Origin of the sequence: Streptomyces sp. NPDC058295, from assembly GCF_042880655.1 — a bacterium.
Classification (GTDB): Bacteria; Actinomycetota; Actinomycetes; order Streptomycetales; family Streptomycetaceae; genus Streptomyces; species Streptomyces coriariae.
Window position 1 is genome coordinate 220,365 of sequence record NZ_JBHVYO010000010.1, and the last position, 26,117, is coordinate 246,481.

21 protein-coding genes are annotated in these 26,117 nt (G+C 72.4%); 13 read left to right on the top strand and 8 right to left on the bottom strand.

From position 1 onward, the window contains the following. Positions 1-38: 38 nt before the first annotated feature. Positions 39-971 (bottom strand): A/G-specific adenine glycosylase, encoded by a 933-nt coding sequence (locus ACFVYS_RS13750; protein WP_389501760.1) that lies wholly within the window; start codon positions 969-971, stop codon positions 39-41. A gap of 260 nt (positions 972-1,231) precedes the next feature. Here ACFVYS_RS13750 and ACFVYS_RS13755 point away from each other — a divergent pair, with 260 nt between their 5' ends. Beyond that, a complete protein-coding gene (locus ACFVYS_RS13755) occupies positions 1,232-2,068 on the top strand; it encodes a hypothetical protein (protein WP_389501762.1) in 837 nt (278 codons plus the stop codon). Between the two features lie 23 nt (positions 2,069-2,091). On the opposite strand, the gene disA is transcribed toward ACFVYS_RS13755, so the two are convergent. Further along, the gene (disA, locus tag ACFVYS_RS13760; protein ID WP_384124343.1) at positions 2,092-3,216 is read right to left on the bottom strand and encodes a DNA integrity scanning diadenylate cyclase DisA; all 1,125 of its coding nucleotides are present in this window, start codon (positions 3,214-3,216) and stop codon (positions 2,092-2,094) included. 80 nt (positions 3,217-3,296) lie between these two features. Next, the gene (radA, locus tag ACFVYS_RS13765; RefSeq protein ID WP_389501764.1) at positions 3,297-4,706 is read right to left on the bottom strand and encodes a DNA repair protein RadA; all 1,410 of its coding nucleotides are present in this window, start codon (positions 4,704-4,706) and stop codon (positions 3,297-3,299) included. Positions 4,707-4,982: 276 nt separating this feature from the next. Between radA and ACFVYS_RS13770 the strand changes: the two genes are divergently transcribed. After that, the gene (locus tag ACFVYS_RS13770; RefSeq protein WP_389501766.1) at positions 4,983-6,770 is read left to right on the top strand and encodes a hypothetical protein; all 1,788 of its coding nucleotides are present in this window, start codon (positions 4,983-4,985) and stop codon (positions 6,768-6,770) included. Between the two features lie 144 nt (positions 6,771-6,914). Here the strand turns inward: ACFVYS_RS13770 and ACFVYS_RS13775 are convergent, their stop codons facing one another. Continuing rightward, the gene (locus tag ACFVYS_RS13775) at positions 6,915-7,793 is read right to left on the bottom strand and encodes a hypothetical protein (RefSeq protein ID WP_389501768.1); all 879 of its coding nucleotides are present in this window, start codon (positions 7,791-7,793) and stop codon (positions 6,915-6,917) included. Positions 7,794-7,864: 71 nt separating this feature from the next. Here ACFVYS_RS13775 and ACFVYS_RS13780 point away from each other — a divergent pair, with 71 nt between their 5' ends. The 4 genes from ACFVYS_RS13780 to ilvD all read left to right on the top strand — a co-directional run bounded on the left by ACFVYS_RS13780 (position 7,865) and on the right by ilvD (position 12,431). Beyond that, positions 7,865-8,797, top strand: coding sequence for a Ppx/GppA family phosphatase (locus ACFVYS_RS13780; protein ID WP_389501770.1), 933 nt, complete (start codon positions 7,865-7,867; stop codon positions 8,795-8,797). A gap of 148 nt (positions 8,798-8,945) precedes the next feature. After that, positions 8,946-9,806, top strand: a complete 861-nt coding sequence (locus tag ACFVYS_RS13785) for a sugar phosphate isomerase/epimerase family protein (RefSeq protein WP_389501772.1) — start codon at positions 8,946-8,948, stop codon at positions 9,804-9,806. Next, a complete protein-coding gene (locus ACFVYS_RS13790; RefSeq protein ID WP_389501774.1) occupies positions 9,803-10,408 on the top strand; it encodes a TetR family transcriptional regulator in 606 nt (201 codons plus the stop codon). The genes ACFVYS_RS13785 and ACFVYS_RS13790 overlap by 4 nt, the downstream gene beginning before the upstream one ends. Before the next feature lie 169 nt (positions 10,409-10,577). Continuing rightward, entirely contained in the window at positions 10,578-12,431 is a 1,854-nt protein-coding gene (gene ilvD / locus ACFVYS_RS13795) for a dihydroxy-acid dehydratase (RefSeq protein WP_389501776.1), read from the top strand. 245 nt (positions 12,432-12,676) lie between these two features. On the opposite strand, the gene ACFVYS_RS13800 is transcribed toward ilvD, so the two are convergent. Beyond that, positions 12,677-14,845 carry a serine/threonine-protein kinase gene (locus tag ACFVYS_RS13800; protein ID WP_389501778.1) on the bottom strand — a complete coding sequence of 723 codons (2,169 nt, stop codon included), beginning with the start codon at positions 14,843-14,845 and terminating at the stop codon, positions 12,677-12,679. Positions 14,846-15,031: 186 nt separating this feature from the next. On the opposite strand from ACFVYS_RS13800, the gene ACFVYS_RS13805 reads away from it, so the two are divergent. The 3 genes from ACFVYS_RS13805 (at position 15,032) to ACFVYS_RS13815 (ending at position 17,729) form a co-directional block, all read left to right on the top strand. Then, entirely contained in the window at positions 15,032-15,358 is a 327-nt protein-coding gene (locus ACFVYS_RS13805; RefSeq protein WP_389501780.1) for an SH3 domain-containing protein, read from the top strand. 480 nt (positions 15,359-15,838) lie between these two features. Continuing rightward, positions 15,839-16,423: an EamA/RhaT family transporter gene (locus ACFVYS_RS13810; RefSeq protein ID WP_389501782.1), complete on the top strand. Its 585-nt coding sequence runs from the start codon at positions 15,839-15,841 to the stop codon at positions 16,421-16,423. A gap of 529 nt (positions 16,424-16,952) precedes the next feature. Beyond that, positions 16,953-17,729, top strand: coding sequence for a class I SAM-dependent methyltransferase (locus tag ACFVYS_RS13815; RefSeq protein ID WP_389501784.1), 777 nt, complete (start codon positions 16,953-16,955; stop codon positions 17,727-17,729). Here ACFVYS_RS13815 and ACFVYS_RS13820 read toward each other — a convergent pair. Next, positions 17,693-19,156 carry a SulP family inorganic anion transporter gene (locus tag ACFVYS_RS13820; RefSeq protein ID WP_389501786.1) on the bottom strand — a complete coding sequence of 488 codons (1,464 nt, stop codon included), beginning with the start codon at positions 19,154-19,156 and terminating at the stop codon, positions 17,693-17,695. The two genes, ACFVYS_RS13815 and ACFVYS_RS13820, sit on opposite strands and share 37 nt — an antisense overlap. Before the next feature lie 833 nt (positions 19,157-19,989). On the opposite strand from ACFVYS_RS13820, the gene ACFVYS_RS13825 reads away from it, so the two are divergent. From ACFVYS_RS13825 to proC, 3 genes are all read left to right on the top strand, one after another. Further along, positions 19,990-20,877, top strand: coding sequence for an ABC transporter ATP-binding protein (locus ACFVYS_RS13825; RefSeq protein WP_389501788.1), 888 nt, complete (start codon positions 19,990-19,992; stop codon positions 20,875-20,877). Next, complete coding sequence (locus tag ACFVYS_RS13830) at positions 20,874-21,680, top strand: ABC transporter permease (RefSeq protein ID WP_389501790.1); 807 nt, start codon at positions 20,874-20,876, stop codon at positions 21,678-21,680. The genes ACFVYS_RS13825 and ACFVYS_RS13830 overlap by 4 nt, the downstream gene beginning before the upstream one ends. 237 nt (positions 21,681-21,917) lie before the next feature. Further along, positions 21,918-22,730, top strand: coding sequence for a pyrroline-5-carboxylate reductase (gene proC / locus ACFVYS_RS13835; RefSeq protein WP_362522504.1), 813 nt, complete (start codon positions 21,918-21,920; stop codon positions 22,728-22,730). Between the two features lie 14 nt (positions 22,731-22,744). Here the strand turns inward: proC and ACFVYS_RS13840 are convergent, their stop codons facing one another. After that, a complete protein-coding gene (locus ACFVYS_RS13840) occupies positions 22,745-23,332 on the bottom strand; it encodes a cysteine hydrolase family protein (RefSeq protein ID WP_389501792.1) in 588 nt (195 codons plus the stop codon). A 75-nt stretch (positions 23,333-23,407) separates the two neighbouring features. On the opposite strand from ACFVYS_RS13840, the gene ACFVYS_RS13845 reads away from it, so the two are divergent. After that, positions 23,408-24,415, top strand: a complete 1,008-nt coding sequence (locus ACFVYS_RS13845) for a GlxA family transcriptional regulator (protein WP_389501794.1) — start codon at positions 23,408-23,410, stop codon at positions 24,413-24,415. On the opposite strand, the gene trpS is transcribed toward ACFVYS_RS13845, so the two are convergent. Continuing rightward, on the bottom strand, positions 24,343-25,380 hold the full coding sequence (gene trpS, locus ACFVYS_RS13850) for a tryptophan--tRNA ligase (protein WP_389501796.1): 1,038 nt from the start codon (positions 25,378-25,380) through the stop codon (positions 24,343-24,345). The genes ACFVYS_RS13845 and trpS overlap by 73 nt on opposite strands. Between the last annotated feature and the right edge of the window lie 737 nt (positions 25,381-26,117).

The window sequence follows — 26,117 nt, forward strand, 5'->3', positions numbered from 1 at the left end:
GTGGTGATGAGGCCGCGTACCTGTGAAATGACGGTGCGTCAGGTCAGCGGCAGGCGGTACAGCCCGCCCGGCAGCGGCTCCACGAGTCCGTCCGCGACGAGACCGTCCAGCGCACGCGCGCGTTGCACCGGCTCGTGCCACACCCGGTCGAGGGCGGCCTGCGGCACGGGGGTGTGTGCTTCCCGCAGGACGGCGAGCAGCTTGCCCCTGACCTGCCGGTCGGTGCCCGCGTACGTCTGACCCCGGCGCGGCGGGCCCTCGTGCTCCGGCTTGCCCGCGAGCCGCCAGGCGCACTGGGCCGCGATCGGGCAGCGCACGCACGTCTCGTTCTTCGCCGTGCAGACGAGTGCGCCGAGTTCCATGGACGCGGCGGCCCACCGCGCGGCGGTCGGCTCGTCGTCGGGCAGCAGGGCGCGGGCCAGCTTGCGCTCGGCGGCCGTGGTGGCGTTCGGCGGGTACCGCACGCCCGTGACGGCGCGTGCGAAGACGCGGCGGACGTTGGTGTCCAGGACGGCGTGTCGCTGCCCGTAGGCGAAGGAGGCGACGGCCGCGGCCGTGTACTCGCCGATGCCGGGCAGCGCCAGGAGCTGTGCGTGCCCCGACGGTACGTCGCCGCCGTGCCGTTCCGTTATCGCCACCGCCGCGCCGTGCAGTCGCAGGGCGCGGCGCGGGTAGCCGAGCCGCCCCCACGCGCGTACGGCCTCGCCGGGGGACTCGGCGGCCAGGTCGGCGGGGCGTGGCCAGCGGGCGAGCCACTGCTCGTAGACCGGCAGCACGCGGCTGACCGGTGTCTGCTGGAGCATGAACTCGCTGACCATCACGCCCCACGCGCCGGCCTCGGGGCGCCGCCAGGGCAGGTCACGGGCGTTCTCGTCGAACCAGTCGATCACCGGGGCGTGCAGGTCCGCCGCGGTGGCGTCGGCGTCGGAGCGGGCGGGGGAGCGGTGCGGGGGCTTCGTGGGCGCAGTCATGGCCCTTCCGATCCTGCCATGCGGACCGGGGCACGCGCGCGTACCGCCACTCGGCCGGGCGAGGTCCCGCGGGCGCGTCACGCGCGCGTGCCCGGGGCCGTGGCCAGAGGTGCAATGGGTGCGATCGGCAAGGCGGGGCGGCCGCGCGAACCGAAGTCGGGTGCGGCGGAAACGGTTTCCGGGATGATGATCCGGAAAAGTTGCGATCCTGGCGGCGGGTGGGGCCAGCGAAGCGGTCGATCTCTCGTACAGTTTGCGCCGTGGGATCTCTGCGCAATCCGGTCGGGCCGCTTCCCTCCTCCATCTACTGGCGTCGGAGGGTCGTACTGCTGTCCGTGTTCGCCTTGTTGGCACTGCTGACTCTGTGGGTGGTGACCTCGGGCGGGGGCGGCAAGAAGAACGGTGCCGACGGCGGCGGCGGCAAGAATCCCGCCTCCTCCATCACGCCGGGGCCGTCCGGATCAGGGCCCGCGATCAGCCAAAACCCGGGTGGTCGCGACGAGTCGAGCGACGGCACCTCCAGCGGGTCCGGCTCGGGCTCGGGTGCGGACGGCGGCAGCGGGTCGGGCGGCTCGGCCGGTGGCTCGGCGGGAGCCGGGAGTACCGACGACGGCGCCAACGGCAGCGGGAGCGGAAGCGGCGGCAGTGGCGGCGGCAGCGGTACGGGGACGACGCTGCCGGCCGGGACGACCCTGCCCAACTGCACAGCCGGGGTGGTCACGTTGACCCTGCGCAGTGTCCAGAACTCCTACTCGCCCGACCAGACGCCCACGTTCCAGCTGATCGCGAAGAACGCCTCGGGAAGCGACTGCAAGGTCGATCTCGGGCCGAAGACCGCGGTGTTGACGATCACCCAGACAGGCGGCGACGACGCCTACTGGTCGTCCGCCGACTGCCCCAGGACCGCCGGAAGCCTGCTGTACCGGGTGCCGGCCGGGAACAGCTTCACGTACACCGTGAAGTGGGACCGCAAGCCGAGCGCCCCCGAGTGCGCGACGCCCCCGGCGGGAGTGGCCGGAGCGGGCACGTATCTGGTGGAGGCGAAGGCGCCGGGGTTTGCCAAGGCACAGACGTCGTTCGTGCTGAAGGACGACTAGGCCGCCCCGGAGGCGTCGCCCGGCTAGACGTACCGCTCCAGGATCGACGACTCCGCCAGCCGTGACAGGCCCTCGCGGACGCTCCTGGCCCGCGCCTCGCCCACGCCGTCCACCGTCTGAAGGTCGTCGACGCTCGCGGCGAGGAGCTTCTGAAGGCCGCCGAAGTGATCGACGAGGCGGTCGATGATGGCGCCGGGCAGCCGCGGCACCTTCGCCAGCAGGCGGAAGCCGCGGGGCGAGACCGCCGAGTCCAGGGCCTCGGGGGAGCCGGTGTAACCCAACGCGCGGGCCACCGTGGACAGTTCGAGGAGTTCGGCGTGGCTGAGCGCGTTCAGCTCGTACAGCGCCTCGTCGACCGTGCGGGAGCGCTTGGCCGTGGGCTCGGGCACGTAGTCCCGGACCACCAGTTCGCGCTCCGGCTCCACGCCCGCGATCAACTCGTCGAGCTGGAGGGAGAGCAGTCGCCCGTCCGTGCCCAGTTCGACCACGTATTCGGCGATTTCGGTGGCGATGCGGCGCACCATCTCCAGGCGCTGGGCCACCGCGGAGACGTCCCGGACCGTCACCAGGTCCTCGATCTCCAGCGCTGACAACGTTCCCGCGACCTCGTCCAGACGGAGCTTGTAGCGCTCCAGGGTCGCGAGCGCCTGGTTCGCGCGGGACAGGATCGCCGCGGAGTCCTCCAGGACGCGGCGCTGTCCGTCGACGTACAGGGCGATCAGACGCATGGACTGGGAGACGGAGACGATCGGGAAGCCGACCTGCTTGCTGACCCGGTCCGCCGTGCGGTGCCGGGTACCCGTCTCCTCCGTGGGGATCGTGGGGTCCGGCACCAGCTGGACGCCGGCCCGGAGGATCTTCGACAGGTCGGAGGAGACCACGATGCCGCCGTCGAGCTTGCACAGCTCACGCAGGCGCGTGGCCGCGAACTCCACGTCCAGGACGAACCCGCCCGTGCACATCGACTCGACCGTCTTGTCGGAGCCCAGCACGATGAGTCCGCCGGTGTTGCCGCGAAGGATCCGCTCCAGGCCGTCGCGCAGGGCCGTGCCGGGAGCCACCGCGCTCAGCGCGGCGCGCATCAGGCCGTCGGCACCGGAACTCCCACCGGACTTTCCGGGAGCTGCCGCCCGGTCGTTGGCTGCCACTGCACTCCTCCGGTCACAGGTCTGGGATGCTCCCGTTTCGCGCACTCGTTTCGTACGGACGGGCGAGACCAGGGCAAAGTCTACCGGCGCTCCTCCGCATCCCGTGGGGCGTCTCGTCGACGGGAGCGCGGCAGGACCCGCAGGGCGTCCCCTATGTCCGCGACTTCCAGGACCTTCATGCCTGCCGGGATCTTGCCGGGATCGCCCGGCACGAGCGCGTGCGTGAAGCCCAGGCGGTGTGCCTCGGAGAGCCTGCGCTGGACACCCGTGACCCGTCTGACCTCGCCCGCGAGGCCGACTTCGCCGATCGCGACCAGGTTCTTGGGCAGCGGGGTGTCGCTCGCGGCGGAGGCCAGGGCGAGGGCGATCGCCAGGTCCGCGGCGGGTTCCGAGAGCTTCACGCCGCCGACCGTCGCCGAGTAGATGTCCCGCTTGCCGAGCGCGCTGATCTTGCCGCGCTGCTCCAGGACGGCCAGCATCATCGAGACCCGGGAGGTCTCCAGGCCGGACGTCGTGCGGCGGGGCGAGGGGATCTGCGAGTCGACGGTGAGGGCCTGCACCTCGGCGACCAGGGGGCGGCGGCCCTCCAGGGTGACCGTCAGACAGGTACCCGGGACCGGTTCGTCACGACGGGTCAGGAAAAGTCCGCTTGGGTCGGTAAGGCCTGTAATGCCCTCGTCGTGCAGTTCGAAGCAGCCGACCTCGTCGGTGGCGCCGTAGCGGTTCTTGACGCCCCGCACCAAGCGCAGGCGCGCGTGGCGGTCTCCCTCGAAGCTCAGCACGACGTCCACGAGGTGTTCGAGGAGGCGGGGGCCGGCGATGGCGCCGTCCTTCGTGACATGGCCCACCAGAAGCGTGGACATGCCGCGTTCCTTGGAGGCGCGGATCAGGGCGCCGGCGACCTCGCGGACCTGGGCCATGCCGCCGGGCGCTCCGTCGATCTCCGGGGAGGCCACGGTCTGCACGGAGTCCATGATCAGCAGCGACGGCTTCACCGCGTCCAAGTGACCCAGGACGGCCGCCAGATCGGTCTCGGCGGCCAGATACAGGTTGTCGTCGATGGCGCCGATGCGGTCGGCGCGCATGCGGACCTGGGAGGCCGATTCCTCACCGGTCACATACAGCGTGCGGTGTTCGTCGCTCGCCGACTTGGCCGCCACGTCCAACAGGAGGGTCGACTTGCCGACGCCCGGCTCGCCGGCGAGCAGGACGACCGCGCCCGGTACGAGTCCGCCGCCCAGCACGCGGTCCAACTCGGGTACGCCGGTGGGGCGGGCGGTGGCCGTCCGCCCGTCGACCTGGCCGATGGGCAGGGCGGACGTCGTGACGCGCCCCGGCGTCGTCGTACGGACCGCGGGCGTGCCGTACTCCTCGACCGTCCCCCAGGCCTGGCACTCGGGGCAGCGGCCGAGCCACTTGGCCGTCTGCCAGCCGCATTCCGTGCAGCGGTAGGACGGACGGTCCTTGGTGGTCTTCGTACGGGCAGCCATGGGGAAACCGTAACCGCCGCCACCGACAGCCGGACGCGCCTGTGGACAACCGGCCTCGCCGGGTGCCCGTCCCGAGTGCCTCTTCGTCGCCCCGCGCGGGCCCGCGCCCTCCGGGAGAGGGCAGGCACCCCTTGCGTTTTGGCCACGCCCCGTCACGAACGAGCCATGGGACCCCCCTCCCCTGTCCCCTTATGAGGGATCGTTTCACCCGTACGGATTAAAAGGACTCAAGGGACAAGAAGACCTAGTTCCGGGCCGCCTACGGTCGCACGGGTGATGAGCAGCAGCCCGGAAATCTCGACCCGCACGACCGGCGCACACCGGGCGCACCGGGAGGCGCGCGACAGCGCCGCGGCGCGCACGCTCGCGCAGCGACCCCCTGCGCGCTACGAGCCCTACCTTGACGGCCTGTTCACCTACTGCCTGTCCGTCCTGTGCGACCACGAAGCGGCCACCGCCGCCCTGGGTGACGTCCTCGCGTTCGCCGAGCGGCGTGGCCAGCGTGGCCCCGAAGCGGCGGGCGACCGCCGGGCCTGGCTCTACGCGCTGGCCCGCTGGGCGTGTCTGCGCAAACTCACCGAGGCCAAGCAGAAACGTCAGAGCGCGCAGAAACGTCAGGGCACGCACGCGGCGGCCCGCAACGGCGCCCGCCGGCAGCCGGGTGCGAAGCCCACGACGGCCGCGGGCACCCCGACCACCACCACGACGTCGGCAGGGCCGCCCGCCTCCGACGAGGCCAGGGAGCAGCGGCGGCGTGAGCTGACCCGGCTCGCCTGGCCGGAGGCCGCCGGCACCACCCCGGAACAGCGCGAGGCGCTCGAACTCGCCGTACGCCACCACCTCGCCCCCCACGAGGTGGCCGCCGTCCTCGGCAAGGACCTGGCCGCCGCCCGCGAACTGCTCGCCTCCGCCGCCTGCGAGGTCGAGCGCACGCGCGCGGCGCTCGCCGTCGTCGAGACCGGCGGCTGTCCCGGTGTGGCCCGTCTCACCGGCGAGAACCAGCTCGTGCTCAGCGCCGCCCTGCGCCGCGAGCTCGTCCGGCATGTCGACGACTGTCCGCGCTGCCGCCGGGCCGCCGAACGCGCCGTCCCCGGCCGCTGGCCAGGCGCCGGTGTCACCCCCGCCGAGCTGCCCGTCCTGTCGGCGCCCCGCGCGGAGCTGCACATGGCCATGGGCCACCTCCCACGCGCGCGGGGAGCCGCCGCACCACGCTACGACCGGCGGGGCTTCCCGATGGACCCCAAGGACCGGGCCGCCCGCCGGGAGCGACTCCGCGCGCGTGCCGTCACCACGACCGTCGTCGCCACCGTCGTCGCCGCTCCCGTACTCGCCCTGTGGGCGGCCTACCGGGGCACACCGACGGGGGAGGGGGTCGAGGGCCGCTCGGCCAGCGCCAGCGAGGCGCACGGCCCCGACAGCCTCGACGGCGAGACGGTCGGCGGCTACGAGAACGCGGGGAACGCCAGCACCCGCCCCGGCGCCGGCCTCCCCAAGGGCGACGGACCGGATGTCTCCGTGGAGGTCGTCAGCGTCACGGGACTCGGCAGCAGCGCCGCCGGCAAGCTCTCCGTGACGGCCGCCAACAGCGGTGACACCACTTTCATCACCCTCACCGCGGCCGCCGCCGCCGACGGGCCGGTCCGCTGGTCGGCGACCACGGCGGCCTCCTGGCTCTATCTGAGCCGCTCCACGGGCACGCTGAAGCCCGGCGAGTCGGTGACGGTCAGGGTGTACGTCGATCATCTGCGCGAGCCCTCCGGGCACTGGCACGCGCGCGTGGCCGTGGCCCCGGCGGGCGCCGTCGTCTCCATCGAGGGCTACGGCACCGCGCCCGGCCCCTCGGTCCCGGGCAGCGGCCCGGGACCGGGCGGCCCCGGCGGCCCGGCCTCGCCGTCCGACCCGGAACCGACGCCCCCGGCGCCGCCCTCCCCGGATCCCACGCCGTCCGATCCGCCGTCCTCGTCCGATCCGGAGCCCACACCGGGCGACCCGTCCCCGACCGCCTCGGAGGATCCGACCCCGCCGTCCGACGACAGCGACCCGCCGAGCCCGGAGACGTCGTAGGGGCCGGCCGCAGGCGGCGCGGGCGGCACGGCCCGCGCGGGCCGGGATCCCGGAGGCCCCACAAGGGCCGAGGGGCCGGCGCGTCAGTCCGCCGGCCCCTCCGTCCATCAGCCCCTCAGCCCGCCGGTCCGGCGCGTCAGCCCCTCAGCCCGGCGCGTTCGCCGGGTCCGCCGGATGCGGTGCCAGCAGCGGGAGCTGCGAGGCGAGGCGCTGTTCGCACAGCTCGACCAGGCGGTCGTAGCCGGCCTTGCCCATCAGCTCGGTCAGCTCCGGGCGGTAGGAGACGTACACCGGGTCGCCCGCGCCGTGTGCCGAGGTCGCGGACGTGCACCACCAGTGCAGGTCATGGCCGCCCGGCCCCCAGCCGCGGCGGTCGTACTCACCGATCGACACCTGGAGCACGCGCGTGTCGTCGGGCCGGTCGATCCAGTCGTAGGTCCGGCGTACCGGCAGCTGCCAGCAGACGTCCGGCTTGGTCTCCAGCGGCTCGCGGCCCTCCTTGAGCGCCAGGATGTGCAGCGAGCAGCCCGCGCCGCCCGCGAAACCGGGGCGGTTCTGGAAGATGCACGAGCCGTTGAACGGGCGGGTCTGGCGGGAGCCCTCGTCGTCCTCCGAGACCCAGCCGTCCCGGACGCCCTCGTCGTGGTGCTGCCAGATGTCCGGCGTGAGCCGCGCCACATGCCCGGCGACGCGCTTCTCGTCGTCCTCGTCGGAGAAGTGGGCGCCCAGGGTGCAGCAGCCGTCGGCCGCGCGGCCCGGCTGGATGCCCTGGCAGCCGCTGCCGAAGATGCAGTTCCAGCGCGAGGTCAGCCAGGTCAGATCACACCGGAAGACCTGTTCGTCGTCCGCAGGGTCGGGGAACTCCACCCACGCGCGCGCGAAATCGAGACCCTTCTCGTCCGCGGCCGGCGCCTTTGCTGCCGCCGCCTGGGCCTTGTTCGACTTCTTCGGTGGCTTCACCGGCTTCGCCCGCGAAGAACCGCCGGTCGATTTGTCGGTCTTCGCCTTGTTCGTCTTTGGCACTCGTCCAGGGTAAGTCGCCAGGGGCCGCTTCGGGGACGGCCGAGGTCCCTGCGGGCAGTAGCGTGCCCTACATGAGACTCGGTGTCCTCGACGTGGGATCGAACACGGTGCATCTGCTGGTGGTGGACGCACACCCGGGCGCGTGCCCCCTGCCGGCGCACTCGCACAAGGTGGAACTGCGCCTTGCCCAACTCCTCGACGAGGACGGCGCCATCGGCCCGGAGGGCGTCGACAAACTGATCGCCGTGATCCAGGAGTCGCTCCAGGCCGCCGAGGACAAGGGCGTGGAGGACCTGCTGCCGTTCGCGACCTCCGCCGTACGCGAGGCCAGCAACGCCGATGACGTCCTCGCGCGCGTGCAGGCCGAGACCGGCGTCGAGCTCCAGGTCCTCGCCGGCGCCGAGGAGGCCCGGCTCACCTTCCTCGCCGCCCGCCGCTGGTTCGGCTGGTCCGCCGGGAAGCTGCTGGTCCTGGACATCGGCGGCGGCTCCCTGGAGATCGCCTACGGCATCGACGAGGAGCCCGACGCGGCCGTCTCGCTGCCGCTCGGGGCCGGCCGGCTCACCGCGGGCTGGCTGCCCGGCGACCCGCCCGACCCCGAGGACATACGGGCGCTGCGCCGCCACGCCCGGGCGCAGATCGCCCGCACGGTGGGTGAGTTCAAGCGCTTCGGCACCCCCGACCACGTCGTCGCCACGTCGAAGACGTTCAAGCAGCTCGCCCGCATCGCCGGCGCCGCCCGCTCCATCGACGGCCCGTACGCCCAGCGGCAGCTCAAGCGCGAGTCGCTGGAGGCCTGGGTGCCCCGCCTGGCGGGCATGACGACCGCCCAGCGAGCGGCACTCCCGGGCGTCTCCGAGGGCCGCGCCAACCAGCTCCTGGCGGGCGCGCTGGTCGCGGAGGGGGCGATGGACCTCTTCGGCGTGGAGAACCTGGAGATCTGCCCCTGGGCGCTCAGGGAGGGCGTCATCCTGCGCAAACTCGATCACATGAGGTCGGAGTGACGGACCCGCGGACGCGCGGGTGCGACCTGGCCGGCTCCGCCCCGCGGGCACGGGCCAGCAGGCCGTACGCGCGCCCTCCCGTGGCGAACACCACAACGGCGGCCGGGGGCCCCGCACCCGGGTGACCGCACCCCGTAACCTGTCCCCCATGGCAGAGCCAGTCGTGCGGATCCCGGATGCGAAGGTCGCCCTGTCGACGGCCTCGGTCTACCCGGAGTCGACGGCGACGGCGTTCGAGATCGCCGCGCGCCTCGGCTACGACGGCGTCGAGGTCATGGTCTGGAACGACCCCGTCAGCCAGGACATCGACGCGCTGCGCAGACTCAGCGACTACCACCGGATCCCGATCCTCGCCGTCCACGCCCCCTGCCTGCTCATCACCCAGCGGGTGTGGTCGACCGACCCGTGGACCAAGCTCCAGCGGGCCCGCGCGGCGGCGGAGAAGCTCGGCGCGTCCGCGGTCGTCGTCCACCCGCCGTTCCGCTGGCAGCGCCAGTACGCGCGGGACTTCGTCACGGGCATCTGGCGGATGGCGGACGAGACGGACGTACGGTTCGCCGTCGAGAACATGTACCCCTGGCGCTACCGCGACCGCGAGATGCTCGCGTACGCGCCCGACTGGGACGTCACGAAGGACGACTACCGGCACTTCACCATCGATCTCAGCCATGCCTCCACGGCCCGCGCGGACGCGATGCAGATGATCGACCGCATGGGCGACCGCCTGGGCCACGTCCACCTCGCCGACGGAAACGGTTCGGCCAAGGACGAGCACCTGGTCCCCGGCCGCGGCGCCCAGCCCTGCGCCGAGCTGCTGGAACGGCTCGCGCTGACCGGCTTCGACGGGCACGTCGTCATCGAGGTCAACACACGGCGCGCGATGTCGAGCGCCGAACGTGAGGCCGACCTGGCGGAAGCCCTGGCCTTCACACGCCTGCACCTGGCCTCCGCCTCGTCGACGGCCTCGTCGTCGGCCCCGCCCCCCACGGCGAAGGTGCCCCGCCGATGACCGGCGTCACCGCCCGCAAGCGCGGCCGCCCCCCTCGTTCGGAGTCGGCGGACACCAGGGACCTGATCCTGACGGCCGCCCGCGAGGAGTTCTCCGAGCGGGGCTACGACAAGACGTCCGTACGCGGTATCGCGAAGGCCGCCGGCGTGGACCCGGCCCTGGTGCACCACTACTTCGGCACCAAGGAGCAGATCTTCGAGGCGGCCGTCGAGGTCGCCTTCGGGCCCGCGCTGGGCGCCCCGGAAGCGGTCGCCGACGGCCCGCTGGACCAGGTCGGCGAGCGGCTCGCCCGCTTCGTCCTCGGCATCTGGGAGAACCCGGCGACCCGCAAGCCCCTGCTGGCGATCGTGCGCTCGGCCGTGAACAACGACACCGCGGCCGCCGTCTTCCGCCGCCTGGTCGCCACCCAGGTGCTGCGCCGGATCGCCGGCCGGCTCGAGCTGCCGGACGCCGAGCTGCGCGCCGAACTGGCGGCGGCGCAGCTGGTGGGCTGCGCGATGCTGCGATACGTGATCAAGGTGGAGCCGCTGGCCTCGGCGGACCTGGAGCTGATCATCGCGCGCGTGGCACCGGTCGTACAGGGGCACTTGACCGGGCCGTGAGACGCGGCCGGACGCGGCCCGTATGCGGCCCGGACGTGGCCGGGACGCGGGCTCGGAGGTGAGACATACGTCCCGGTATACGGACACCGTGTCCGACCCCTGGATGACCGGCGTACGCTCGTTAGCAGTCAGAAGTCTCTGATCGCAGTCTCTGAAGGAGCGAGCGACGATGCCCGAGCTGAGGTCCCGCACAGTCACCCACGGCCGCAACATGGCGGGCGCCCGCGCCCTTATGCGCGCCTCCGGTGTACCCGGTGCGGACATCGGCCGGAAGCCGATCATCGCGGTGGCGAACAGCTTCACCGAGTTCGTGCCCGGCCACACGCACCTCCAGCCGGTCGGCCGGATCGTCAGCGAGGCGATCACCGCGGCCGGCGGCATCCCGCGCGAGTTCAACACGATCGCCGTCGACGACGGCATCGCGATGGGCCACGGCGGCATGCTGTACAGCCTGCCCTCCCGCGACCTGATCGCGGACAGCGTGGAGTACATGGTCGAGGCGCACTGCGCCGACGCCCTGATCTGCATCTCCAACTGCGACAAGATCACCCCGGGCATGCTGAACGCGGCCCTGCGGCTGAACATCCCCACGGTCTTCGTCTCCGGCGGCCCGATGGAGTCCGGCCGCGCCACCCTCGTCGACGGCACCGTCCGCACGCTCGACCTGGTCGACGCGATGTCCGAGGCCGTGAACGAGAAGATCTCGGACGAGGACATCCTCCGTATCGAGGAGAACGCCTGTCCGACCTGCGGCAGCTGTTCCGGCATGTTCACCGCCAACTCGATGAACTGCCTGACCGAGGCCATCGGCCTCTCCCTCCCCGGCAACGGCTCGGTCCTGGCCACCCACACGGCCCGCCGGGCGCTGTACGAGGACGCGGGGCGCACGGTGATGGACATCACCCGCCGTTACTACGAGCAGGACGACGAGACGGTCCTGCCCCGCAACATCGCCACCATCGCGGCCTTCGAGAACGCGATGGCCCTCGACATCGCGATGGGCGGCTCCACCAACACGATCCTGCACCTCCTCGCCGCCGCCCAGGAGGCGGGCGTCCCGTTCGGCCTGGAGGAGATCAACGAGGTCTCGCGCCGCGTGCCCTGCCTGGCCAAGGTCGCGCCGAACGTGGCGAAGGACCGCACGTATTACATGGAGGACGTGCACCGCGCCGGCGGCATCCCCGCCCTGCTCGGCGAACTGCACCGCGCGGGCCTGCTCAACGAGGACGTGTTCTCGGTCCACAGCCCGTCCCTGGCGGACTGGCTGAAGACGTGGGACGTCCGTGGCGGCTCCCCCTCGCCCGAGGCGCTCGAACTGTGGCACGCGGCCCCCGGCTGCGTCCGCTCCGCCGAGGCCTTCTCCCAGTCCGAGCGCTGGGAGGCGCTGGACGTGGACGCCGAGGGCGGCTGCATCCGCTCCGCCGAGCACGCCTACAGCAAGGACGGCGGTCTCGCGGTCCTGCGCGGCAACATCGCCGTCGACGGCTGCGTGGTCAAGACGGCCGGCGTCGACGAGTCGATCTGGACCTTCGAGGGCCCGGCCGTCGTCTGCGAGTCGCAGGAGGAGGCCGTCGAGAAGATCCTCAACAAGCAGGTGACGCACGGCGACGTCGTCGTCATCCGCTACGAGGGTCCCAAGGGCGGCCCGGGCATGCAGGAGATGCTCTACCCGACGTCCTTCCTCAAGGGCCGCGGCCTCGGCAAGACCTGCGCCCTGATCACCGACGGCCGCTTCTCCGGCGGCACCTCGGGCCTGTCGATCGGCCACGCCTCGCCCGAGGCGGCCTCCGGCGGCACCATCGCCCTCGTCGAGGACGGCGACCGCATCCGCATCGACATCCCGAACCGCACGATCGACCTCCTCGTCGACGACGCCGAGCTGGCGCGGCGCGAGGCGGCCCTCGGCGGCGTCTACGCCCCGAAGAACCGCGAGCGCAAGGTGTCCGCCGCCCTGCGGGCCTACGCCGCGATGGCGACGAGCGCCGACAAGGGCGCGGTGCGGGACGTGTCCAAGCTGGGCTGACGCCCGGCACCTGGCGCTCACCTGCCAGGCACTCACCACCCGGCGAACACCACCCGGCAGTCATCACCGGGCAGCCATCACAGGGCAGGTATCACCGGGCAGTCAGGCAAGCGTGCGGTGAGGGCCGTCTCCGTCGTACGGAGGCGGCCCTCGGCGCGTCTCACCGGTCGGCCGTCATCGGCAAGCGTCGCGTCTGTCGGCCGTCACCCGTCCGCCGTCATCGGCAGCCCGTCACCCGTCCGCTCTCACCAGTCCGTCGGGTCCCGTCCGTCCACCGCGAAGACGGTTCCGTCCGGGGCGCCGGCGTAGACGTGGCCGTCGACCGCCTCGGGCGCGGGCAGCGTGGCCACCACCTCGTCCGAGTTGGCGCCGAGCCGCAGCGCCGTCTGCCCGACGAGCTTGCCCTTCTCGGCGTCCACGGCGAGGAGCCGTCCGTCGGCGCCGCTGAAGTAGACGTGCTCGCCGTCGGCGGCCGGTACCGAACCCCGGCTCACCGACGTCTGCAGGGACCACACCTGCTTGTCCAGGACCGTGTCGACGGCGACGAGCGATCCGTCGAAGGCCAGGAGGTAGACCCGGTCGCCCTGCACGGTCGCCTGCGCCTCCTGGAGCGCGACACGCAGCTTCACCCGCACCGACCCCTTGTCCTGCGGGGAGTAACGGACCACGGCCTCGACCGAGCCGTAGGCGTCGTCCTGGGACAGCAGGACGAGGCTGCCGTCCGCGGTGCCCACGAGACGCAGTGTGCCGCTGAGCCGCTCGTCCCAGCGCACCTTCCCGGTCGCGGGATCCACGGCCGTGATCCGGGTGTGCCCGTCGTTCGACGTGGTCGACGCGTACGCCAGCGGATCCTTCGGGAACGCCGTGAAGTACGGCTCGCTCAACCCCGGAATGCGCCGGCTCCACACCGACTTCCCCGTCGCGGCGTCCACCCCGGTCACCGTGTTGTCGGCCGCCGTCAGCAACAGGGTGCCGCCGACGCTCCGGACACCCGGGTAGTCCGACAGGTCGCGCTGCCAGCGGGTGGCGCCCGACGCCGGGTCGAGCGCCTCCAGCCGCTTGCCCGAGTGCGTGATCACCTGGGCGAGCCCGCCCGAGAGCACCGGGGCCTGGCTCGGCCCGTCGTCGTCGGTGAGGACGTGCCGCCACAGCACCCGCCCGTCGGACGCGTCCAGTGCCGACACCAGCCCCTTCTGGACACAGAGCAGCCGCCGCGCGTCGTAGGTGCACTGGGGCATGCCGCCCGTGCCCGCACCGGCACCCGCGCCGGTGCTGCCCTTCGCCGGTCGCGTGCTCCAGGGGGTGAAGGCCGGCGACGCGGACTGCGAGCCGCCCGCCTCGCCCCGCGCGTCCCGGCCCGGGTCGTCCTCGCCGGGCAGCTGCGTCGCGAGGACCGCGCCGCCCGAGAGGACGACGACGAGCGCGCCGACCGCGAGCGCCACCCGCCGACGCCGGCTGCGCGGCCGCACCTTCGCCCGGCCCGGTGCCCCCGCGGGCCCCTCCGCCCCGTCCGGCCCCGCCGCGCCCGCGGACTCGGCCTCCTCCAGCGTCCGCTGCGACGGTATGAACGCCTGTGTGTCGTACGACGCCGCCACCGACCGCAGTTCCCGCATCAACTCGTCCGGCGTGGGCCGGTCCTCGGGCTCCTTGGCCAGACAACGCACCACCAGCGGCGCGAGGTTCCCCGGCACGCCGGTCAGATCCGGCTCGTCGTGCACGACCTGGTAGGCGACGACGTACGGACTGTCGGAGTCGAACGGCCCGCGTCCCGTCGCCGCGTGCACCATCACCGACCCGAGCGCGAAGATGTCGGCGGCCGGCCCCACCTCCCGAGGCCGCCGGAACTGCTCCGGCGCCATGAAGGGCGGCGTACCGATCAACTTGCCGGTCTCGGTGCGCAGTTCGCTGTCCTTCGGCCGGGAGATGCCGAAGTCGATGACCTTCGGCCCGTCCTCGGCCAGCAGGACGTTGCTCGGCTTCAGATCCCGGTGCACGACCCCGACCCGGTGGATGTCCCGCAGCGCCTCCGCGAGCCCGGCCATCAGTCGCCGCAACTCGCCCGAGCGCATGGGGCCGTTCTGCTTCACCTGCTCGGCGAGCGTCGAACCGGGAATGAACAGGGTCGCCATCCAAGGCCGTTCGGCCTCCGGATCGGCGTCGACGACGGGCGCGGTGAACGCTCCGCTCACCCGTCGAGCGGCGGCCACCTCCTGCCGGAAACGGCCCCTGAACTCCGGATCCCGGGCGAACTGGGCATGGACGACCTTCACCGCGACCTTCATCCCGGAGGTGCTCCGGGCCAGGTGCACCACGCCCATGCCACCGGAGCCCAGACGTTCGTCCAGGTGGTAGTGGCCGGCGTATTCCGGAAGTTCCGCTTCCGCGCCCGCCCCGGTGTTGCGCTGTGGCGTCATGGACCAACCACCCCCGTGCTGTTCAACCGCGCGCGCGACGCACGGAGCCTAGTCGATGACTCGTACGGGACAGAGGCGGCTTGCTAGCCTCCGTGTGCGAATCCTGCACATGTGTTTCATTGCGTGTTTTAGGGGAATCAACGTGGCCCCATGGCAGTCATGGGGTCCGACGGGGGAGGTTTTTGCATGTCTGTTGACCGTGTGGAAGTGGAAGAGGTCGCGAGCGGCGGGACGGCGGAGGCCGTCGCGACGGCCGCGGCGGCCCTCACGTACTACCCGGTCGCCCCGGGCGTCCGGTTGAACGTCCGCAGCGGCCCCGGTACGAGCTACCCGGTCGTCAAGGTCCTGGCCGAGGGCACCAAGGTCCCGATCTTCTGCCAGACCCCGGGCACCTCGGTGTCCGGCCCGTACGGCACGACGAACATCTGGGACAACATCGCCGACAGCCAGTTCGTCTCGGACGCGTACGTGCGGACGGGCAGCGACGGCTACGTCGCCGCCCACTGCGCCTGACGCGAATCGGACCCTGACCCTGACCCTGCCCTGATCCGGTTCCTGACCCTGATCCGGTTCCGGACCCGGACCCGGAACCGGCTCCTGAGCAGGGTTAGGAACCGGACCCGGACTGGACGCGGCTCCTGAGCGGGGTTCGGATCAGGACCCGGACTCGAGCCCTGATCCGAACCCTGCTCCGGGGCGCAACCTCGGACCAGGGTTCGGACTGGCTTTCGACGGGCCTCGGACCAGGGTTCGGATCGGCCGCGGACCGGCCTTCGACAGGCCTCGGATCGGCCCCGGGCGGGCCGGACCGGCCTCGGACCAGCGGCCTTCGTCCGGCCCCGGGCGGGCCTCGGACCGGTGGCCTTTTGACCGTCCGCGGATCCCGCCTTCGTCCGGCCTCGGACTGGCCGCGACCCGCCTTCGACCGGCCGCGAACCGGTCCACGAGCAACCCGCCCGGGATCCCGCCTCCGGCCGGAGCCATAATCGTCCCGTGAGCGACGAAAACGGCACCCCGGACACTTCGGCGGGCTCCCGGGACACCTCGAACGGCGCGGCGGACACTCCCACCGGCGCCCCCGCAGGCCGACCGGGAAGCTCCGCCGGCGCCGGGCCCCGCCCGGAGCCCCTCCGCTTCTTCGGCGCCACCTGGGTGGACCACGACCCCGGCCCCCGGGGTTACGCGGCCCGCCGCATCGCCGTGGCCGTCGGCTCCCTGGCCGCCGTCGCCGTCTCCTGCCTCGTCCTGCGCTTCGCCTACGAGGGCATCGCGATCGCCGACCTGGGCAGCTTCGTGACGCTCCTGGTCGTCGTGATGTTCGCGGTCTGCACCGCACTCGCCTTCCGCCATACCTGGGAAGGCTTCACCAAGCGCCCCGACCCCGACCGCCAGGCCTCCCTGCGGGGTCTGCTCGCCGTCGGCTTCGTCGGTTCACTGCTCGCGTACTTCTTCCGCACCCTCACCGAGGCACCCGGCGAGAGGCTCCACCGCGAGGAGTACGACACGGCTCGCGAACAGTACGAACGCCGCTCCACCCGCCGCACGGGCAACCCGTCGAAGAAGCGCCGCCGCGGCTGACCCCTTCCTCGTGCCGGTGTCGCCGGCGAGCAGGACGTGGAGGAGAGACCGTGCCGCCGCGGCCGACCCGGCCCGGGGGCCCGGCCGAGGGGCCCGGCGCACAGGCCCGGCCCGCAGGCTCCGCCACAGACCCGGCCCGGAGACCCGGCCCGCAGACCCGGCCCGCAGACCCGGCCCCGCACGCCCGGGCCGCAGACCCCTCCGAGAGACTCCGCCCGCAGGCCAGGCCCGCAGGCTCGGCCACAGACCCGATCCCGCAGACCCGGCCCGCAGACCCGGCCCCGCACGCCCGGCCGAGGGGCCCCGCCCGCAGACCCAGCCCGGAGACCCGATCCCGCAGGCCCGGGCCGCGGACCCCTCCGAGAGACTCCGCCCGCAGGCCCGGCCCGCCGACCCGGCCCCGCAGGCTCAGCCGAGAGGCCCGGCCCGGAGACCCGGCCGAGAGACCCCGCCCGCAGGCCAGGCCCGCAGACCCGCCCACAGCCCCGGACTGTTCCCCTCCCCGCCCGCCTCCCGCCACCATGGCCCCATGACGTCCTCCTCCGACACCCCCGGGCATGCCACCCGAGCCCACTCCTTCAACTCCGCCGCGGCCCAGTACGCCGCCAACCGCCCCTCCTACCCGACCGCCCTCCTCGACACGATCGAGGAGCTCGCCGGCCGCCCCCTCGCCGGGGCACGGGTAGCGGACGTCGGGGCCGGCACCGGCATAGCGACCGCCCTCCTGCACGCTCGCGGCGCCGACGTCATCGCCGTCGAGCCCGGGGACGGCATGGCCGCGCAGTTCCGCCACACCCTCCCCGACGTGCCGATCGTCCGGGGCGACGGCAACCACCTTCCCCTGGGCACCGCCTCCCTCGACTTCCTCACCTACGCCCAGTCCTGGCACTGGACCGACCCGGCCCACTCGGTCCCGGAGGCCCTGCGCGTCCTGCGTCCGGGCGGCGCGCTGGCGCTGTGGTGGAACACCGGCGCCCTCGACGTGCCCTGGCTCGCGGAGGCGGCCCAGCGCATCGACCGGTACTTCGGGGAGTCCATCCCCGCGAACACCAAGAACGTGAACACCCGCGTCGTCGACCCCACCGGCCGCCTCGGACTGACCCGTCGTGAGGTCCGCTGGAGCCGCCGCGTCCCCGTCGACAGGCACCTGGCCAACCTCGGCAGCCACTCGGTGTTCCTGGTCCACGGCGAGGAGGCGAGCACCGCATTCCTCGCCGAGGAGCGCGACCACCTGATGCGGGCCTTCCCCGACGGACTCGTCGAAGAGGTCTACGACGTCGTCCTGCTGTTCGCGACCAGAGCCTGACCGCGCGCGGCGGTCCACCCCGCCAGGGCCGCCGCACACGCGTGATCCACATGCCGCAGTCCGCCCAGCTCCAGCCGCACCGCGCGGTCGTGCGGCAGCGCGTCCAACGCGTCCAGCAGCTTCGGCAGCCGCAGGAACGTCGCATGCCCCCGTACCCGGACGACGAGCCCGGCGTCTCCCCGGTCCTCCGTCTCGACGTGCACATGGCTGATCTCCCACGCCGTCTTCGCCACGGCCAGCGCCAGCCCGACCAACACCCCCTCGAACAGGCTGCCCGCCACGATCGCCACCGCCGTGACCCCGAGCACGACGACCTCCGCCTGCTGCCCGCGCCACAACTTCCGTGCCTCCCGCCAGGGCACCAGCTTGCAGCCGACGTACACCAGCAGCCCGGCCAGTGCCGCGACCGGAACGGCCCCCAGCACCCCGGGCAGCGCTGCCGCGAACAGCAGCAGCCACACCCCGTGCAGCACCCGCGACGCCTTGGTCCGCGCGCCCGCCCGCGCCCCCTCGGAGACGGCACCCCCGGCTCCCGCGACCGCGCTCCGCACGATGAAGGTCGACATCGGCAGCGCGCCCAACACCCCGCACACGGCGTTGCCCGCGCCCTGTGCCATCAACTCCCGGTCGTAGTCCGTCCCCCGTCCGTCCGGCAGCCGGTCCACCGCCGCGGCGCCGAACAACGACTCCGCCGAAGCGATCAGCGCGAACGCCACTACGGTCCCGATCACCCCCACTTCCGTCAGCCGTCCGAGATCCGCCGACCCCGGCACCCGTACGGCATTCCACAGCCCTTGCACCCGGACCCGCCGCACGTCCAGGTCGCACACCCACGTCACACCCGCCGCCGACGCCACCGCGACGAACGGCGCCGGAACCAGCCGCGCACCGCGCCGCCAACGCCCCCACAGCAGCAACACGACCATGGTGGCACCCCCCACTGACAACGCCACCGGATCCACCCGCCCGGGCAGCGACACCAACCCGGTGAGCCGGTCGAGCCCGCGCTCCGGCGCGGTCGCGTCCCCGAGGGCGTACACCTGCCCGGCGACCAGCACCAGTCCGATCCCGGCGAGCATCCCGTGCACGACGGCCACCGACACGGCCCGGAACCAACGCCCCAGCCGCAGCGCGCCGAGCCCCAGCTGCACGAGCCCGGCGGCGAGGACGAGCACGCCGAGCGCCGCCACGCCGTACCGCTGTACGGCCTCGTGGACGAGCACGGTCAGCCCCGCCGCCGGCCCGCTCACCTGGAGGCTGCCGCCGGGCAGTGCCCCGACCACCAGCCCGCCGACGATGCCGGTGATCAGCCCCAGCTCGGCGGGCACACCGGAGGCCACGGCGATGCCCACACAGAGGGGGAGCGCGACGAGAAACACGACGAAGGAAGCGAACAGATCGGCCCTACGGACACCACGGAGCGACACGACGGCACCTCCAGGAGGAAACGGGAGATGCGTGGGCGCGCCGCACCGGGGGAGGGCACGGCGACGAAGTCGCGCGGACCGGAGCGAGGGCGAGCCCGACGCACCGGAAGCGCATGAATTCCATTGTCAGTTGAAACGCCCGGCCGCACGGGAGGTTCCTGTGGTGACCCGGTGAACAAGGAAGCGAAGGAACCGGACCCTCCCCTTCCAACACCACCCCCACGCGCCCGCACCACCCCCACGCGCCTGCACCACCCCGACACACCTCCGCCCCCCGGCGCGCTTGTGCAACCCCCACGGGTCTGCGCCACCCCATGCGCCTTCGCCGCCCCGGCGTGCCTGCACCACCCCCCATGGCCCTGCGCCTCTCGGCGCGCCTTCGCCGCCCGGGCGCACCTCGGCAACTCCCACGCGCCCGCACCATCTCGGTGTACCTCGCCGTCCCGGCGTGCCTGCGTCACCCCACGGCCCTGCGTCACCCCCCACGGCCTTGTGTCACCTCGGCGCCCTTCGCCACCCGGGCACGCCTCCGCCACCCCCGAGGACCCGCACCATTTCGGCGCACCTCGCCACCCCGGCGCACCTCGCCACCCCGGCGTGCCTGCACCACCTCCACGGCCCTGTGTCACCTCGGCCCGCCCGCACCACCCCGGCCCGCCTCCGTCACCCCTGCGCGTCCGCGCCGCTACCCCTGCGCGTCCGCGCCGCTACCCCTGCGCGTCCGCGCCGCTACCCCTGCGCGTCCGCGCCGCTACCCCTGCGCGTCCGCACCACCTCCCCTGCGCGCCCCCGCCACTTGACGCCCCACTGCACCCCGGAGCATTATTCATCGCATGATGAATTTTATCCCGGAGGCCTCCCGTCCACCCGGCGAGGACGCGCCCCAGGCCCCACCCCCCGCGCCCGCCGTACGAGCCGAGAACCTGACCGTCGTCCGAGGCCCCCGCACGGTCCTGCGCAGCCTCGACTTCACCGTCCCCCCGGGCCAGATCACCGGCCTGCTGGGCCCCTCCGGCTGCGGCAAGTCGACCCTCATGCGCTCGATCGTCGGCACCCAGGACAAGGTCACCGGCACCCTCGACGTCCTCGGCCGGCCCGCGGGCCACCCCGCCCTCCGTACCCGCATCGGCTACGTCACCCAGGCGCCCTCCGTCTACGACGACCTGACGATCCGCCAGAACCTCGACTACTTCGCCGCGATCCTCGACCCGGGCCGAGCGGCAGCGGGCCGCCGCCACGAGAACGTCACGCGGGCCATCGCCGACGTCGACCTCACCACCCACGCCGACGCCCTCGCCAGCAACCTCTCCGGCGGCCAACGCAACCGCGTCTCACTGGCCGTGGCACTCCTGGGCACCCCGGAACTCCTGGTCCTCGACGAACCGACCGTCGGCCTGGACCCGGTCCTGCGCCGCGACCTGTGGAACCTCTTCCACGACATCGCCACCACCCGCGGCGCGACCCTGCTGATCTCCTCCCACGTGATGGACGAGGCCGAGCGCTGCCACCGCCTGCTCCTCATGCGCGAGGGCGAGATCCTCGCCGACGCCACCCCCGAGGCCCTGCGCACCCGCACCGGCGCCGACACGGTCGAGTCGGCCTTCCTGCACCTGGTGGACGAGGCGACACAGGCAGCCCGCGCGAACCAGACCCCCACGAAGCAGACCCGAGCGAAGCAGCCCCCCACGGAGGAGACCCGCACGAAGGAGACAACCCGATGACCACGACCACCGGCACGACCACGCCGACCACCCCGGCTCCGGTCCCTGCACCCACCACCAGCGCCCTGAGCCTCTCCCGCACCACCGCCACCGCGGCCAGGGTCCTGCGCCAACTGCGCCACGACCCCCGCACCATCGCGCTGCTGGTCCTCATCCCCTGCGTGATGCTGTTCCTGCTCCGCTACGTCTTCGACGGCAGCCCGCGCACCTTCGACAACATCGGCGCGTCCCTCCTGGGCATCTTCCCGCTGATCACGATGTTCCTGGTCACCTCCATCGCCACCCTGCGCGAACGCACCTCGGGCACCCTCGAACGCCTCCTCGCCATGCCCCTCGGCAAAGGCGACCTGATCGCCGGCTACGCCCTCGCCTTCGGCATCCTCGCGATCATCCAGTCGGCCCTGGCCACCGGCCTGGCGGTGTGGTTCCTCGACCTGGACGTCACGGGCAGTCCCTGGCTCCTTCTCCTGGTCGCCCTCCTCGACGCCCTCCTCGGTACCGCCCTCGGCCTCTTCGTCTCCGCCTTCGCGGCCTCGGAGTTCCAGGCGGTCCAGTTCATGCCGGCGGTGATCTTCCCCCAACTCCTCCTCTGCGGCCTCTTCGCTCCCCGCGACACCATGCACCCCGCCCTGGAAGCCGTCTCCGACGTCCTCCCCATGTCCTACGCGGTCGACGGCATGAACGAGGTCCTCACCCACACCGACATGACGGCCACCTTCGTACGAGACGTCCTCATCGTCGGCGGCTGCGCGCTTCTCGTCCTCTGCCTGGGTGCGGCCACCCTCCGACGCCGCACAGCGTGACCGACCCAGCTCGCCCGGCGTGCTCCTGCAGCCCGTCCGGCGCCCGGGGACGAGGCCGGCCAGGCCGAAAGGGGGTCTGGGGGCACCGCCCCCAGGGAAGGGAAGGGAAGGGGCGGCGGGGGCGACAGAACCGCAGTCCGCCCACCGGACACCCGGACCGACCCCCCACCCCCGATGCGAGGATGACGAGGGACGACGGACGACGGACGACGCACACCTCCGGAGGACCCCCCAGCCATGACCCAGAAAGTCGCAGTCCTCGGCACCGGCAAGATCGGCGAAGCCCTCCTCAGTGGCATGATCCGAGGCGGCTGGCCCCCCGCCGACCTCCTCGTCACCGCCCGCCGCCCGGAACGGGCCGAAGAACTCCGCACCCGCTACGGAGTCACCCCGGTCACCAACGCCGAGGCCGCCAAGTCCGCGGACACCCTGATCCTCACGGTCAAGCCGCAGGACATGGGCACCCTCCTCGACGAGCTCGCCCCGCACGTCCCCGCCGACCGCCTGATCATCAGCGGAGCCGCCGGCATCACCACCGCCTCCATCGAGGAGCGCCTCGCCGCCGGCACCCCGGTCGTCCGCGTCATGACGAACACCCCCGCCCTCGTCGACGAGGCGATGTCCGTCATCTCCGCCGGCACCCACGCCACCGCCGCCCACCTCGCCCACACCGAGGAGATCTTCGGCGCCGTCGGCAAGACCCTCCGGGTCCCCGAGTCCCAGCAGGACGCCTGCACCGCCCTCTCCGGCTCCGGCCCGGCGTACTTCTTCTACCTGGTCGAAGCCATGACGGACGCAGGCATCCTGCTCGGCCTGCCCCGCGACAAGGCCCACGACCTCATCGTCCAGTCCGCGATCGGCGCCGCGACGATGCTCCGCGACAGCGGCGAACACCCGGTCAAGCTCCGCGAGAACGTCACGTCCCCCGCGGGCACCACCATCAACGCCATCCGCGAACTCGAGAACCACGGCGTGCGAGCCGCGCTGATCGCCGCCCTCGAGGCCGCCCGCGACCGCAGCCGCGAACTGGCCTCGGGCAAGAAGGACTGACGCCGCCGGGGCGGTCAGGCACCGGCCGCCCCCACGAGCTCCTCGGTCGTCACCACCCGCGCGAACCCACCCCCGTGCAGGGACACCGCCGACGCCTGCGCGATCTCCTCCGCACTCCGCCGCCAGCCGAACGGACCCTCCAGGTCGAACGTGTACGTCGCGTCGTACGCGAACAGCACGTCGTACCCGAGGTTTCCGCCCATCCGCGCCGTCGTCTCCGCGCACATGTTCGTCTGGATCCCGGCCACCACGATCTGCGAGATCCCCGCCGCGGTCAGCCAGGCACCCAGATCCGGCGTCCCGAGAAACGCCGAGTTCACCGTCTTGGTCAGGAACAGCTCGGCCCCGGAGCCCTTCCCGCGCCGCTCCTCCACGTACTCCTTGAAGCCGTTCCCCGCATACCCCAGCCGCAACGGCGACCCCGGCTTCACCGAGTCGTGCCGCACGAACACGACCGGCCGCCCCGTCCCCTGCCATACGTCGATGAGCGCGGCGATGTTGTCATCGGCCCCGGGATTGTTCCGCGCCCCCCAGAAGTCCAGCTCCTCGAAGCCCTTCTGTACATCGACGACCACCAGCGCTGCGTTCTCCGCGATATCCATGCCCTCGATCCTGCCGCCGGGACCACCCTCACCCCAGCAGGTCGGAAGACAGCGATCGATGGTTTACTGCCAGGCGTGGACCCTGCGTACCGCGTCGCCCTCGTCGCCTTCCCCGGCATCCGCGCCTTCGACGTGTCCGTCATCACCGAGGTCTGGGGCACCGACCGCACCGACCGCGGCGCCCCCGCCTTCGACCTGCGCCGAGTCGCCACCGACAACGCTTCCGTCCCGATGCGCGGCGGCCTGGCCCTCGCCCCCGACCGCACCCTCACCTGGCTCTCCCGGGCCGACCTGATCCTCGTCCCCGGCCTGGACGACCACCTCACCCCCGCACCCGCCCCCGTCCTGGACGCCCTCCGCCGCGCCCACGCCCGCGGCACCACCCTCGCGGCCCTGTGCGGCGGCGCCTTCACCCTCGCCCAGGCCGGCCTGCTCGACGGCCGCCGAGCGATCACCCACTGGGGCCTGATCGACCTCCTCCGCACACACCACCCCCGGGTGAGCGTCGTCCCCGACGCCCTCTTCATCGAGGACGACAACATCTGGACCGCCGCCGGCACGGCAGCCGGCATCGACCTCTGCCTGCACCTGGTACGCCGCTCCCACGGCGCCGAAGCTGCCGCCACCATCGCCCGCTCGATGGTCACCGCCCCCTTCCGCACCGGCACCCAGGCCCAGTTCATCGAACACCCCACCCCCCGCGCCGACCGGGACGCCGACACCCTCGCCGCCGTACGCGACCACGCCCTGCGCCACCTGCACGAACCACTCACCGTCGCCGCACTGGCGGCACGGGCCGGCATGTCCCCCCGCAGCTTCGCCCGCCACTTCACGGCCGAGACCGGCGCCACCCCCCTGCGCTGGCTCCTCGACCAGCGCATCGCCGCGGCCCAGAAACTCCTCGAACGCACCGACCTCCCCATGCCCGAGGTGGCCCGGCGGGCCGGCTTCGGCAGCGAGGTCACGATGCGCCAGCACTTCGCATCGCGCCTCGCCACCAGCCCACGCGCCTACCGGACCGCGTTCAGCACCCGATCGGCGACCGGCTCCGGCGCGGGCGGAAGCAACCCGATCGCGCGATAGGCACTGTCCACGACCGGCCGCGCCATCGCCCGGGCCTTCGCCGCCCCGTCCCGCAGCACCCCCTCCACATGGACGGGATCCGCGCACAGCTCCCTGTGTCGGGCCTGCACCGGCCGCAGGACCTCGACCACCGCGTCGGCCGTGTCCTTCTTCAACGCGCCGTACGACCCATAGGCACCGGCCAGGGCCTCCGGCTCCCCGCCCGTACACGCGGCGAGGATCTCCAGCAGATTGGCGAGCCCCGGCCGCTCCTCCCGGTCGTACACGACCTCCCGCCCGCTGTCGGTGACGGCCCGCATGACCTTCTTGCGCACCACTTCGGGCTCGTCCAGCAGATAGACGATCCCGGGCCCGAAGTCATCGCTCTTGCCCATCTTCGACGTCGGCTCCTGGAGGTTCATCACCCGCGCCGCCACCGCCGGATGCGTGGCCTTCGGTACGACGAACGTGTGCCCGTACCGCTGGTTGAACCGCACCGCCAGATCGCGCGTCAGCTCGACATGCTGGGCCTGGTCGTCGCCGACCGGCACCTCGTCGGCCCCGTAGGCGAGGATGTCCGCCGCCATCAGCACGGGATAGGTCAGCAACGACAGCCGCACACTGCCCCCGCGCTCCCGCTCCCGCCCGGACTTCTCCTTGTACTGGATCATCCGCCGCATCTCGCCGTCGGTGGCCACACACTCGAGCAGATACGACAACCGCGCGTGTTCGTCCACATGACTCTGTACGAACACGGTGCACAGCTGTGGATCCAGTCCCGCCGCCAGCAACAGCGTCGCCGCCTGCCGACTGAGCCGACGCACCCGCGCGGGATCGTGCTCCACGGTCAGCGCGTGCAGATCGACGACGCAGAACAGCGAGTCCGCCCGGTGCTGGTCGACCTCGGCCCACTGCCGCAGAGCGCCGAGGTAGTTCCCCAGCGTCAGATGCCCGGTCGGCTTGACCCCGCTGAAGACCCGCTTCATCTCTCCACCTCCTGGTCGAGACCGCCACTCCGGCCGGCCGACCCCCTGGAACCCTGGAGGGGGAAAAGAGAACGGCCGCCGAAGCGGCGGCCGTTGAGTGCATACGTGAGCACGGCCGCCGTCAGGCGGCCCACCACAGCTGGGTGCACGTACGCGTAGTCATGCCCGTCAGGCTACGCCTCGGGGGTGCCCGAGGGACATGAGTTGACACACCCCGACCCGCTACGTAGTGTTCTCCGAGTTGTTCGACGTGAGCGCCGACCCCGGTCGGTCCCCGGACAGCCATTCCGCAGGTACCAACCACTTCTCTACGCGCAGTCGATTCGTCTGCCGTCGTGTCGTTGTCATGTGTATTCGCGAAATGAGGAATCCGCGTTCGAAAGGACGCAGGACCCCGATTGGCTTCGGGGGCCGGGAATCCGCTAAAGTCTCACTCGTCGGAACGGCCCAACGGCCGGGAAGGCAAGCCCCCTCTGACTGGGAATCAGGCCCGAAAGGATCTGATAGAGTCGGAACCGCCGGAAAGGGAAACGCGAAAGCGAGAACCTGGAAAGCACCGAGGAAATCGGGTCGAGAAAAGATCTGATAGAGTCGGAAACGCAAGACCGAAGGGAAGCGCCCGGAGGAAAGCCTGAGAGAGTCTCTCGGGTGAGTACAAAGGAAGCGTCCGTTCCTTGAGAACTCAACAGCGTGCCAAAAATCAACGCCAGATATGTTGATACCCCGTCCCCGGCAGT

What these genes read in the sequence shown, in the direction of transcription:
- ACFVYS_RS13750 (WP_389501760.1), bottom strand. Translation starts at nt 971, where the DNA reads ATGACTGCGCCCACGAAGCCCCCGCACCGCTCCCCCGCCCGCTCCGAC.
- radA (WP_389501764.1), bottom strand. Translation starts at nt 4,706, where the DNA reads ATGGCTGCCCGTACGAAGACCACCAAGGACCGTCCGTCCTACCGCTGC.
- ACFVYS_RS13770 (WP_389501766.1), top strand. Translation starts at nt 4,983, where the DNA reads ATGAGCAGCAGCCCGGAAATCTCGACCCGCACGACCGGCGCACACCGG.
- ACFVYS_RS13780 (WP_389501770.1), top strand. Translation starts at nt 7,865, where the DNA reads ATGAGACTCGGTGTCCTCGACGTGGGATCGAACACGGTGCATCTGCTG.
- ACFVYS_RS13785 (WP_389501772.1), top strand. Translation starts at nt 8,946, where the DNA reads ATGGCAGAGCCAGTCGTGCGGATCCCGGATGCGAAGGTCGCCCTGTCG.
- ACFVYS_RS13790 (WP_389501774.1), top strand. Translation starts at nt 9,803, where the DNA reads ATGACCGGCGTCACCGCCCGCAAGCGCGGCCGCCCCCCTCGTTCGGAG.
- ilvD (WP_389501776.1), top strand. Translation starts at nt 10,578, where the DNA reads ATGCCCGAGCTGAGGTCCCGCACAGTCACCCACGGCCGCAACATGGCG.
- ACFVYS_RS13800 (WP_389501778.1), bottom strand. Translation starts at nt 14,845, where the DNA reads ATGACGCCACAGCGCAACACCGGGGCGGGCGCGGAAGCGGAACTTCCG.
- ACFVYS_RS13805 (WP_389501780.1), top strand. Translation starts at nt 15,032, where the DNA reads ATGTCTGTTGACCGTGTGGAAGTGGAAGAGGTCGCGAGCGGCGGGACG.
- ACFVYS_RS13815 (WP_389501784.1), top strand. Translation starts at nt 16,953, where the DNA reads ATGACGTCCTCCTCCGACACCCCCGGGCATGCCACCCGAGCCCACTCC.
- ACFVYS_RS13825 (WP_389501788.1), top strand. Translation starts at nt 19,990, where the DNA reads ATGATGAATTTTATCCCGGAGGCCTCCCGTCCACCCGGCGAGGACGCG.
- ACFVYS_RS13830 (WP_389501790.1), top strand. Translation starts at nt 20,874, where the DNA reads ATGACCACGACCACCGGCACGACCACGCCGACCACCCCGGCTCCGGTC.
- proC (WP_362522504.1), top strand. Translation starts at nt 21,918, where the DNA reads ATGACCCAGAAAGTCGCAGTCCTCGGCACCGGCAAGATCGGCGAAGCC.
- ACFVYS_RS13840 (WP_389501792.1), bottom strand. Translation starts at nt 23,332, where the DNA reads ATGGATATCGCGGAGAACGCAGCGCTGGTGGTCGTCGATGTACAGAAG.
- trpS (WP_389501796.1), bottom strand. Translation starts at nt 25,380, where the DNA reads ATGAAGCGGGTCTTCAGCGGGGTCAAGCCGACCGGGCATCTGACGCTG.